Origin of the sequence: Thermomonospora umbrina (assembly GCF_003386555.1) — a bacterium.
Lineage (GTDB): Bacteria > Actinomycetota > Actinomycetes > Streptosporangiales > Streptosporangiaceae > Thermomonospora > Thermomonospora umbrina.
Map to the genome: position 1 here is coordinate 2,590,935 of NZ_QTTT01000001.1, position 11,353 is coordinate 2,602,287.

Sequence of the window (11,353 nt, forward strand, 5' to 3'; positions counted from 1 at the left end):
GATGGCGGCCGGGGTCCTCGCGACCGTGGCGGGGTTGGCGGGTGTGCAGGTTCCGGCGACGGCGGAGGCGGCGCCTCGGGACGGGGTGCGGATCACCCGGTTCCTGGGTGAGCAACGGCTGCCGCACAAGATGGACTTCGAGGGCACGGTCGTGGGTGGGCTGTCGGGGATCGACCGTGATCCGCGGACCGGTACGTGGTACTTCATCTCCGACGACAGGCATCGGTACAACCCCGCGCGGTTCTACACCGGGCGGCTGGACATCAACCGGGTCACCGGGGCGTTCACGGGAGCGCGCGTCACCGGGCACACCACGTTCCTGCGGCCGGACGGCAGTCCGTATCCGGGGTACGGGCTGCCCGAGTCGGCCGACCCGGAGACCATCCGTTTCGACCGGCGCACCCGGCGGCTCCTGTGGGGGCACGAGGGCGACCGGCCCTCCGCGTCGCAGCCCGGCATCCCGGTGTCCGGGCTGTTCGTGCGGTGGACGGACGGCGCGGGGCGCTACGGCGGCGACCTGCCGTTGCCCGCCAACCTGCGGATGACCGACACCGAGCAGGGGCCCCGGCGCAACTTCGGGTTCGAGGGCCTGGCGGTCGGCCCCCGCAGCATCGCCGCGATCGTGGAGGGCCCCCGGTACGAGGACGGGACGCCCCCGACCGTTCAGCACGGCGCGCCCGCGCGCCTCACCGTGTGGGACCGCGACGGCGAGGTGGAGGGCCAGTACGCGTACCCGATCGACCCGCTGCCCGCCGCGCCGATCCCGGCCGACGGCGCCACCGACAGCGGGGTCTCGGAGCTGCTCGCCATCGACGACCACCGGTACCTCGCGCTGGAGCGGTCGTGGATCCAGGGCGTCGACTACGTGGTGAAGCTGTACGAGATCGACCTGCGGGGCGCCACCGACGTGCTGCGCCGCGACGCGCTCGCCTCCGGGGCGCCCTACCGCGCCGTGACCAAGCGGCTGGTGTACGACTTCGGGCGGTCCCACCGGCCCGTGCAGAACCTGGAGAGCCTGGCCTGGGGGCCGCGCCTGCTGAGCGGCGAGTGCACCCTCGTGGTCGGGTCGGACGACAACTTCGACACCCGTGAGGTCACGCAGTTCCTCGCCTTCGCCACCCGAGGCCCCGGGGCCTGTTGACCTTTGGGGCACCGTTCGTCCGGTTCGGGCGGTGTGCGAGGATGGCCGGCGAAGGTGACGGCGGACGAGGAAACCGGTGCGAATCCGGTGCGGTCCCGCCACTGTGATCGGCGAGCGGATCCCAACGAAGCCACTGACCGAGCAAGTTCTCCCCGCGCAGGCGGGGATGGTCCGGCCGGGGCGAGCATCGACCCGAGAGCCAGAGACTCACGCGGTCGCCTCCTCTGCACGTTGGGGCGGATCTCCCCGGAGAGGACGAACGCTCTGGGGAGATCCGGCCCGCCCGCCCGCCGAGGCCCGCCGTCGAGGAACGGCGTCCCCGGCCAGTCCCCAGGAGCACATCGCATGGGAATGTCACGGCCGTTGACCGGAACCCTGGTCGCCCTTCTGCTCGCCCTCACCGCGTGCGGCGGCGACTCCGGTGACCCCGGGGAGGCCGCCGCCGGTGACCGTTGCGTCGGCGACTTCGACCCGGCCGAGGACTACTTCCCGGTCAAGCAGACCGTCCGGCACGCCTCCAACTTCACCCTGCGGTACGCGAAGAACTACCAGGTCATCACGGTCAAGCAGCCTTCACCCGGCGTCAAGCCCGAGACGTACGTGCTCGTTCGCTGCGGTACCCCGGCACCGGCGCTGACGGGTCCGCTGGCGGGGGCCGTCACGGTGGAGACCCCGGTGGCGAAGGTGTTCGCCGGGTCCACGACGCACCTGCCGTTCCTCACCGAGCTCGGCGCACTCGACCGGCTGAAGGGCGTGGCCGCCGCCGGGCTGATCACCTCCCCGCAGGTCCGGGCCCTGGTCAAGGCCGGCACCGTGGTCGAGTACGGCGGCGTCACCGGGGAGGAGGTCGACACCGAGAAGGTGATCGGCGCCCGGCCGGACGTGCTGATGACCGACGGCCGGGAGAACCGCGCGTACGGGCCGCTGCGGCAGGCCGGCGTGAAGATCCTCGCGAACGCCGAGTGGCAGGAGGCCACCCCGCTGGGCCGCGCCGAGTGGATCAAGTTCGTCGCCGCGCTGACCGGCGGCGAGGCCACCGCGACCCGGGTGTTCGACAAGGTCGCGGCCGACTACGGGGCCCTGGTCGCCAAGGCCGCGAAGGCGAGCCCGGTCACGGTGCTGCCGGGCCAGATGTTCCAGGGCCAGTGGGCGGTGCCGAACGGCGGCAGCTTCACCTCCCGCCTCATCAAGGACGCGGGCGGCACGCACGCCTGGGCGGCCACGCCCGGCACCGGCAGCGCCACCCTCGACCTGGAGGCGGTCCTCGCGAAGGCGCGGGGCGCGAAGATCTGGTTGCCCCAGGTCAACGAGTGGAAGACCCTCGCGGACGTGACGAAGGCCGACCCCCGCCATGCCGAGTTCGCCGCCTTCACGTCCGGTGACGTGTGGTCGATCAACAAGGTGCTGGGCCCCGGCGGCGGCAACGACTTCTACGAGCGCGGCGTCGGCCGTCCCGACCTGATCCTGGCGGACCTCGTCGCGGTGCTGCACCCGGAACTGTCCCCCGGCCACACCTTCACCTTCTACCGGCGTCTCACCCGGTGACCCGGCGGGCCCTCGTGCTCGCCGCGCTGGTGGGCGCGGCGGCCGTCGCGTTCGTGCTGGCCGTCGCGCTGGGATCGACGGCGATCTCACCGGTCCGCGCCGTCCCCGCGCTCCTGCGAACGGCCGGCGCGGACCCGGGGACCGAGGTCATCATCTGGTCGGTGCGGCTGCCCCGGGCGGTCACCGCGCTGTTGGCGGGGGCGGCGCTGTCGGTGGCGGGCGTGCAGATGCAGACGCTGTTCCGCAACCCGCTGGCGGAGCCGTACATCCTGGGCGTCAGCTCGGGCGCGAGCCTGGGCGTGGCGTTGGTCGTGACCGGTTGGGGCGGGCTGGCGGGCGCGTTCACGGCCGGGCTCGCGGGGCTCGGCCGCGCCGGGGTGGTGGTGGCCGCGTCGGCGGGCGCGGCGGCGGTGCTCGGGCTGGTGCTGGCGCTGTCCCGGCAGGTCAGGTCGGTGGTGACCTTGCTGATCATCGGGGTGATGGTGGGCTCGGCGACGACCTCGCTGATCACGGTGATGCTGGCGTACGCCGACTCGCAGCGGGCCCAGCAGTTCATCGGCTGGAGCCTCGGCAGTTACACCGGCACGACGTGGGCGGACCTGGCGCTGTTCGCCCCGGTGTGCGGCGCCGCGCTGGTCGCCGCCCTCGTGGGTGTCAAGCCGCTGAACGCGCTCCTGCTCGGCGAGGGCTACGCGCGGACGATGGGCGTGCGGGTGCGCCGGGTCCGCACGGTCACGCTGCTGACGGCGTCGGTGCTGGCCGGCTCGGTCACCGCCTACTGCGGGCCGGTGGCGTTCCTGGGCCTGGCCGTGCCGCACATGGCGAAGCTGCTGCTCGGCACCGCCGACCACCGGGTGCTGCTGCCGGGGGCGATGCTGCTGGGCGGCACCGTGTCGCTGATCTGCTGCGTCGCCACCCAGGCTCCCGGCGGCGGGTCCGTCCTGCCGCTGAACGCGGTGACCACGGTGTTGGGCGCCCCCGTCGTCATCACCGTGCTGCTACGCAGCCGCACCGCCCGCGCCGGGATGTCCCTGTGAACGGGCCCGCCCCAATGGCCACCACCGCGCAGCCCCGGTCACCGCACCACCGGCATCAGGGCGGCGCCGTAGGCGAGCCGGCCCCGCGCGAACGGACCGCGCCGGCGGCCAAACCCGCGCAGCCCGGCGACCATGCCGCCGGTATCGGGATGACGCCGTGAAGGGGGTGGCGCTGCGCGGCCTCGCCGTCGGCTATCCGGGGCGGCGCGGCCGGGCCCCGCGTCGGGTGTTGGCCGGGCTCGATGCGGTGGCGCGGCCCGGGGACCTGACCGTTCTGATCGGGCCGAACGGGACCGGTAAGTCGACGCTGCTGCGCACGCTGTCGGGTCTGCAGCCGGCGCTGGACGGCGAGGTGCTGCTCGACGGGAGGGACGTCACCTCGTTCGACCCGTTGGAGCTGGCCCGCAGACTGGCCGTCGTCCTGACCGAACGGGACGCTCCGGCGCTGCTGACGGCGCGGGAGCTGACCGCGCTCGGACGCCATCCGCACACCGGGTTCACCGGGCGGTTGGCGGAGGCCGATCACGCGGTCGTCTCCTGGGCGCTGGAGGCGGTGAACGCCGCGCACCTCGCCGAACGCCCGGTCATCGAGCTGTCGGACGGCGAACGTCAGCGGGTCCTCACCGCCCGTGCCCTGGCGCAGGAGCCGACGGCGATCCTGCTGGACGAGCCGACCGCGTTCCTCGACGTCCCGTCGCGGGTCGCGCTGATGGGGCTGCTGCGGAGGCTGTCGCGGGAACGCTCCCTGGTCGTGGTGGTCTCCACCCACGACCTGGAGTTGGCACTGCGGATCGCCGACCGGGTCTGGCTCATCGACCCGGCCGGGGCGCTGCGCTGCGGCACGCCCGAGCAGCTCGCCCTGGACGGCGCGATCTCCGCGTCGTTCGACGGCGGCGGCCTGTCGTTCGACGCGGCCTCGGGGGTCTTCGTGCTGCGCGGCGGCACCGCCGGCACGGCCCGCATCGCCGCCGACGGGCTGCACCGGCCGCTGCTGGAACGGGCCTTGGCCCGGGAGGGCTGGCGTACCGGCGGTGCGGGGCCCGCCGACCTGACCGTGACGTGGGACGGCGACGCCTACGAGGCCGTCCTCGACGGTACGACCCGACGCTTCGCCACCCTGGCGGAACTCACCGACTGGGCCCGCCGACCCGACATCGCGTAGGCCGACCGCGTCACGAGACCGTCCGCGACGAGCTCAGGGCCGGGGCCCGTCGTTCAGGTGGTCGATGACCTTCGCCCGTTGGCGGGGGCTCATGCTCGTGAGAAGCCGGGGCGCGTGCGCGGGGACGACCAGCATGATCTCGGCCACTCGGCGGGGCTCCATCTGGTCGAGGATGCCGCCCGTGCGTTCGGAGGGGAGCTCGCGGATCAGCACGGCGGCGCGAGAGACGTCCGACGGGGCTCGGTCGAGGACGGCGGCGGCCCGGCGGGGGCTCATCCCGGCGAGCACCCCCGCGACCACCGGAGGCTCCAGCGGCTCCAGCAGCGCCACGGCCTGGTCGGCGGCCAGGTCGTTGAGCAGCCGCGCCGCCGTCCGACCGCCGGTGAGCGCCTGAACGATCCGCATCGTGCCCTGGTCGTCGGCGGGCATCGCGGCCAGCACCGAGGGCGCGGCCCCCGCCGGGACCCGGGCGAGCAGCAGCGCCGCCACCCTCGGGGCGAGCCGCCGGAGCACCGCCGCGGCCGTGTCGGGCCGGGCGTGACCGAGCATCTCGGCGGCGAAGGCCCGGCTCATCCCGGTGACGACGGTGACGGCCGCGTCCGACCCGGCCGCCAGACGGTCCAGCACCTGCGCCGCAGACCGAGGGCCCTGCTGGGACAGCAGATGGACGGCCTCCTTCGGGTTGCCGGCGACGATCGCGGCGAACCCGCTCGGCGCGGACGGCGACGAGGGCAGGTCGGCCCTGGTGGGTTGGGCGGGCTCCGCGGGCCCGATGGGCTCGATGGGCTTGGCCGCCGGGGGCTCCGGCCGCGCGGAGGCCGGGTGCGGCGTGGGGCGGGGCGGCGGGGCGAGGAGTCGGGTGAGCATGTCGCGTGCCGTGGGGGCGTCGAGCCGCCGGTCGGGGTCCTTGTGCAGCAGCCCGCCTATCACCGGGGCCACCAGCCGGGCCCGGGAGGGCGGGTCGGGCTCCTCGTTCAACAGCGCGTACATGACCTCCGCCTCCTGCTCGCGCTGGAACGGGAGCCGGTGCTCCACCGCCTGGTAGAGCGTGACGCCCAACGACCACAGATCGCCCTCGGGCCCCGACCGCCCGGTGAAGCGCTCGGGGGCGACGAACCCGAGGGTGCCGACCAGGGCGCTGTGCGCGGTCACCTGGTAGCCCTCGATGGCGGCGTTGCCGAAGTCGATCAGTCGGACGCGCGGGCCCAACGGGTCGCCCTTGCGGGTCGGCCGCTCGATCAGGATGTTCGCGGGCTTCACGTCCCGGTGGACGACCCCTTCGGCGTGCGCGACGATCAGCGCGTCCGCGACCGCCCGGGCGATCTCGGCGGCCTTGACCTCGGTGAGGGACTGCGGCCGCTCCTCGATCCAGTGCGCCAGGGACGGGCCCTCGACGTACTCCATGACGATCAGGGGCCCGTCCGCGCCCTCGATCAGCTCCAGGATCTGCACGATGTTGGGGTGCCGCAGCCGGGAGGCGGCCCGCGCCTCCCGCAGCACCCGCCGGGGCGACACCAGCGGCCTGCCCTGGGGGGTCAGCAGCCCGGTGCGCATCTCCTTGAGCGCGACCCGGCGTTCGAGCCCCCGGTCCCAGGCGAGCCAGACGCTCCCCATGCCGCCCTCGCCGAGCTTGCTGAGCCGCTCGAACCGGCCGTCGCCGGGATGCTCCGCCACTCACGTTCTCCCCACGGTCGATCACTGCGGTGCGGGCGGGGCCCGCTCAGTCGTCGTCGAACTCCAGCAGCCGGTCGGTGTCGTCGTCATCGGCGGCGGGCGGCGGCGGGCCGTCGTGCCGTGTCGTGCCGGCGCTCCCGTTGGCCCAGGGGCCGGGACCGGGGCCGGGGGGCGGCGGAGGGGCGTCGAAGTCGGGGTCGCCCTCGTCGCTGCCGTAGACGTGGGTGTCGGGCATGTTCTGGAGTTGCTCGGCGTCCCAGCGGTAGGGGCTGGCGGGCTCCTCCGGGGGGGCCTGCCATTCGGCCCCGGAGTCGCCCTTCGGGGGCAGCGGCGCGGTGCCCTTGGCCGGTGGGGGGTCCGGTTCGGAGCTTTGCGGCATGCCCCAGAGGGCGCGGATCTCGTCGTCGACCGAGGTGGTCTCCTGGCCGCCGGCGCCGGCGAAGCGGATCGCGATGTCGGCGCGGGCGAGCTCCTCCCGCTCCTGCCGTTCGACGATCTTCTCGTAGGTGTTCCGGGGGGCGGCCAGCATCATCAGCTTGACCAGCACCGGAAGGATCTCGATCACGGTGAAGACGCCGATGAGGAGCCGGTGCGCGGTCCGCATCGAGGAGTCCGTGGCGGAGAGCTGGTCCAACGCCTCGATCCGGATGAGCAGCCCGTCGGAGTTGCGCTGCCGGGAGTCGAACGAGTCCTGGAGGACCTTCTGCCGCTTGAGCTGGGCGTCCAGCCGCGACTGCACGCCGGGCAGCGCCCGCTCGGCGTCGGCCACCCGACGCTGCCGGCTCTGGGCGTCGTTGGCCCCGAGCCGCTGCTTGCGGGTCTCGATCTGCCCGTTGATCTTGTTGACCTGGGACTGCGCCGTGTCGTAGGCGCGCTGCGCCGCCTGCGCCAGCGGGCCCGGACCGGTGGGCTTGCAGGGGCCGTAGAGCTGGCACTGGAGCTTGTCGTAGGCGGCGTCGCTGGTCTTCTGGGCGGCGGCGAGCTGGCTGCGCAGGCCGATGATGGTGGGGTCGGTCTCGGGGTTGGTGGGGGCGTCGCCGCCGGTGCCGATGGTCTTCTGCAGGGCGTCGCGCTGGGCGGTCAGCGAGGCGACCTCCCTGCCCACCCCGCCGGTCTTCTGCTCCTGCTGGAACCGGTCGGCGTCGGCCTGGTGGATCCGGACGATCTCGGCGGCGATCTCCGGCTCGAAGATGCGGAGCACCAGCGGGGTGGAGATGACCACGCCGAACAGCACGGCCAGGGCGAGCCGGGGCACCGCGGTGAACACGTTCTGCCAGAGGGACCCGCGCTGGATCGAGGCGACCAGCCAGCGGTCCAGCAGGATGATGCCCGCCATCCAGGCCAGCCCGAACAGCACCGCCAGCGGGGTGGCGACCTTCACGGCGCTGTCCAGCGCGAACGCCATGGCGATGCCGGCGATCGACCCGGTCAGCAGGATGGCGCTGCCGATGCCGACATATTTCGGCCGGTCGCCGGGGGCCAGTGCGAGCAGGTCCTTACGCGCACCAGAAAGCCAAACCAGAAGGTCCTTCACACAGCTCTCCCGTACATGTCGGCCGGCGGCCCGCGAGATCCGCACGCTCGTCGGGAGACCCGGCCCGGCCGTCCCGTTATGGAGAGTACGCGGAAGGTTGTCGCCATAAAAGCGGATCGGCACCCTTCTCGCGGCCTCCGGATCCTCCCCTACTCGGACGGTCCGGAGGGCCGTTCCGGCACTGGAGGAGGGTGGCCGGATCCGGCCACGGCGGGTCGTCCGGGCAGCGGGGGAGCCCCACCATGCTCCCGCGACCACCGATCTTGCTTTGTGTCGAAATGCACAAAGCGGCGTGCTATCCGTCAGTACAATCCCTTACCGGTGAGTTGCCTGTCATCGGCCGTCGGCCCACGGGAGACAAGGGAACCTGACATCCGATTTCCCGGATTCCTCCGGCCTCGCGTACCTCCCACCTTCGTCGTCCATTCGCTGCACACCCCGGCACGCTCGCCCCGAGCCGCCGCAGAAGGTGAGGGATCGCCCATGTCGCGTTATCAGCGGGACCCGGCGCCCTGCCCGGTGTGCTTCGTCCCCCAGGACCCCGGCCCCTCCTGCGCCGAGTGCGGCTGGCTCCCGCCGCCCCCCGGCACCCCCACGGCCGCGTACGAGCAGCGGCTGCACGCCGCCCAACGCCTGTTCGACGCGGTCGCCGCCGCCCGGATCTCCCCGGTCGACGGCCGCCACCTGCCGTACATCCGCGGCGAACGGCCCTCCGAGGACGAGTGGGCGGTCGCGCGGCGACTGGCCGCCGTCGACACCGAGGCCGCCGAGGAGTTCCGCGCCCGCGTCGAGGCCGTGCTCGCCGCGCTGCCCGACCAGGGACGGCTGACCCTCATCGAGGCGGGCGACGAGGGGATCACCCTCACCCTCGCCGGGCTGGACCGGTTCGGCATGCCGCGCTCCCGCCGGTGGCCGGTGCTGCCCTGGACCACGCTGGTGCCGATGCTGGCCGCCGAGTCCCCCGGGGAGTTCCGGTTCCGGCTGGCGGGCGGGCTGGGCGGCGTCGACCGGTCCCGGCTGTGGGAGGAGCTGGACCGCAACCTCGCCGCCATGGTCCGCGTCCCGGCCGGTCACCGGGTCGAGCTGATCTGCACCGCGCCGGGCTGGCCGGTCCCCGAACGGGCGCTGATCTCGCTGCGCCCGCGCGGCATGCCCGCCGCACCCGCCCGACTGAGCGGCGTCGACGTCGAGACGGTGGTCGGCGACGCGGTGGCCGCCCTGCCGCTGCGCGCCAAGCTGGAGCTGATCGTCGTCGAGCTGGACCCGGCCACCGGTCGGGTGCTGCCGCGCAGCGCCCCGCTGTTCGCCGCCGGCGACCCGGTCGGCACCGAGCGCGGCATGACCGTGCGCTGCGTGCACCCGCACGAGGACGGCACCGTGTTCGCGGTGGCGACCTGGCGCGACGACGGGCCCCGCGTGCTGTCGATCGGCTCCGCCCGGCTCCCCCCGGGACGCCACCGGGTGCGCGCCGTGCTGGAGGGCGCGGGCCAGGTCAAGTTCGTGGAGCCCGAAGGGGTCGCGCCCGACCACCGGCGTTGGTCGGAGCTGATGCAGGCGCTGCCCACCCGGCTCGTTCCCGAGATCACCGCGGTGGACGTGGTGTGCCTGATCGACCAGAGCGGCACCGGTCTGGAGGCCCGTCGACGGCTCGCGGCCGACTTCGTCGCGCTGCTGCGGGACTCCTTCCCCGAGCAGGGTCGGGCGCGGGTCGCGGTGCTCGGCTACGGACGGCACGACTTCCGGTTGGAGGGCGAGAACGCCGACGTCGTCCAGGGCGAATGGCTCGCCCCGCCCGCCGCGGCGCTGGACACCCTCGCCCGGCTGGAGTCGGTGCGGACCGACCAGATCGCGGCGGCGCCCGTCGAGGACGCGCTGTTCCTCGCCGCCAAGGGCATCGGCCGGATCGACCGGGGGCGCAGGGTCATGCTGCTGATCCTCGGCGACCGACCCCCGCACCCGGCCCGGGACGGCCCCGACGGGCTGCTGCCCTGCCCCCGCGAGCACGACTGGCAGTCGCTGCTCCGCCGGATCGAGGACCGTCCCGGACTGTCGCGCGTCGTGGTGCTCGACTCGGCCGAGCACCTGACCACGGCCTGGCGCCGGCTCGGCCGGACGGCGCTGCTGCGGCTGGAACGCACCGACGCCCGCAAGCTCGCCACCGCCGCCGAGATCGTTCCCCCCGAATCCGGCCGGCTGGCGTTCCCCCTGCCGGACCACGACGAGTGAGGTTGACCGTGAGCACTGGACCGAACCCCGGCGTGCTGCCCGTGACCAGAATGGCCAAGATCGGGCTGTGGGGCGCCTCGGGAAGCGGCAAGACCACCTACCTGGCGTCCCTGTACGTCGCGGTGACCCAGAGCCAGGGACGGTGGAACATCGTCGGCGTGGACCAGGAGTCGGTGGACTTCCTCACCGAGAAGACCGACGCGCTGACCCTGGAGCGCCGCTTCCCCAAGAAGACCGAGGGCATCCAGAACCTGAGCTGGACGGTCATGGGTACCACCGAGCAGACCGTCACCAAGGGCTGGCGCAAGCGGGTCGAGACCGTTCCGCTGCACTTCCAGCTCGACATGATCGACGCCGCCGGCGGTCTGTTCAAGGGCACCACCGAGGACGACACGGACGGCGACGACATCGACATCGACTTCGACGACGCCAAGAACGAGTCGGGCGGCGACGCCGAGCAGCTCATCGACCAGTTGGCCGACTGCGACGGCATCATCTACCTGTACGACCCGCTGCGGGAGAACCGGAACGGCGACGAGTTCCGCCACTTCCAGTGGGCCCTGCAGAACATCGTCTTCCGGGCCGCCCGCAACGGCACCATCGACGGCATGCACCTGCCGCACTACCTGGCCGTCTGCATCACCAAGCTGGACGACCCGAAGGTCTTCCACACCGCCTACAAGCGCGGCTACCTGGTGCCCGAGCCGTCCGACCCGTTCCTGTTCCCCCGGGTCCGGGAGGACAAGGTCGAGGCGCTGTTCCGCGAGTTGGGCAACCTGTCCCCGACGCGCGGCGCGGTGATGGTGCACGACGCGATCCGGGCCTCGTTCCACGAGAGCCGGGTGCGGTACTTCGCGACCTCCGCGATCGGCTTCTACGTGGGGCAGTCGGCGACCCGGTTCCGGGCCGCCAACTTCCAGAACGTGGTGCCCCACCCCAACCAGAGGGACGAGTTCACCATCCGCGGCGACATCCACCCGATCAACGTCCTGGAGCCGCTGCTGTGGCTCGGCCGGATGACCAACCGTTAGGAG

General features: G+C 73.3%; 8 protein-coding genes and 1 riboswitch. Of the genes, 6 read left to right on the forward strand and 2 right to left on the reverse strand.

The window, feature by feature from the left end:
* The first annotated feature begins 1 nt into the window (after position 1).
* From DFJ69_RS11440 to DFJ69_RS11455, 4 genes are all read left to right on the forward strand, one after another.
* A complete protein-coding gene (locus DFJ69_RS11440) occupies positions 2-1,141 on the forward strand; it encodes an esterase-like activity of phytase family protein (RefSeq protein ID WP_116022461.1) in 1,140 nt (379 codons plus the stop codon).
* A gap of 66 nt (positions 1,142-1,207) precedes the next feature.
* Positions 1,208-1,350, forward strand: a riboswitch (cobalamin riboswitch).
* Positions 1,351-1,486: 136 nt separating this feature from the next.
* Positions 1,487-2,686, forward strand: coding sequence for an ABC transporter substrate-binding protein (locus tag DFJ69_RS11445; protein WP_116022462.1), 1,200 nt, complete (start codon positions 1,487-1,489; stop codon positions 2,684-2,686).
* Positions 2,683-3,723: a FecCD family ABC transporter permease gene (locus tag DFJ69_RS11450; RefSeq protein WP_116022463.1), complete on the forward strand. Its 1,041-nt coding sequence runs from the start codon at positions 2,683-2,685 to the stop codon at positions 3,721-3,723. The genes DFJ69_RS11445 and DFJ69_RS11450 overlap by 4 nt, the downstream gene beginning before the upstream one ends.
* A 157-nt stretch (positions 3,724-3,880) precedes the next feature.
* Positions 3,881-4,885 (forward strand): ABC transporter ATP-binding protein, encoded by a 1,005-nt coding sequence (locus DFJ69_RS11455; RefSeq protein WP_245974259.1) that lies wholly within the window; start codon positions 3,881-3,883, stop codon positions 4,883-4,885.
* A gap of 33 nt (positions 4,886-4,918) precedes the next feature.
* On the opposite strand, the gene DFJ69_RS11460 is transcribed toward DFJ69_RS11455, so the two are convergent.
* Both DFJ69_RS11460 and DFJ69_RS11465 read right to left on the reverse strand, forming a co-directional pair.
* Complete coding sequence (locus DFJ69_RS11460; RefSeq protein WP_116022464.1) at positions 4,919-6,559, reverse strand: protein kinase domain-containing protein; 1,641 nt, start codon at positions 6,557-6,559, stop codon at positions 4,919-4,921.
* A gap of 46 nt (positions 6,560-6,605) precedes the next feature.
* Entirely contained in the window at positions 6,606-8,093 is a 1,488-nt protein-coding gene (locus DFJ69_RS11465; protein ID WP_170177616.1) for a DUF4407 domain-containing protein, read from the reverse strand.
* Positions 8,094-8,576: 483 nt separating this feature from the next.
* On the opposite strand from DFJ69_RS11465, the gene DFJ69_RS11470 reads away from it, so the two are divergent.
* A complete protein-coding gene (locus tag DFJ69_RS11470) occupies positions 8,577-10,319 on the forward strand; it encodes a hypothetical protein (RefSeq protein ID WP_116022466.1) in 1,743 nt (580 codons plus the stop codon).
* Positions 10,320-10,327: 8 nt separating this feature from the next.
* Positions 10,328-11,350: a P-loop NTPase family protein gene (locus DFJ69_RS11475; protein ID WP_147312272.1), complete on the forward strand. Its 1,023-nt coding sequence runs from the start codon at positions 10,328-10,330 to the stop codon at positions 11,348-11,350.
* Positions 11,351-11,353 lie beyond the last annotated feature (3 nt).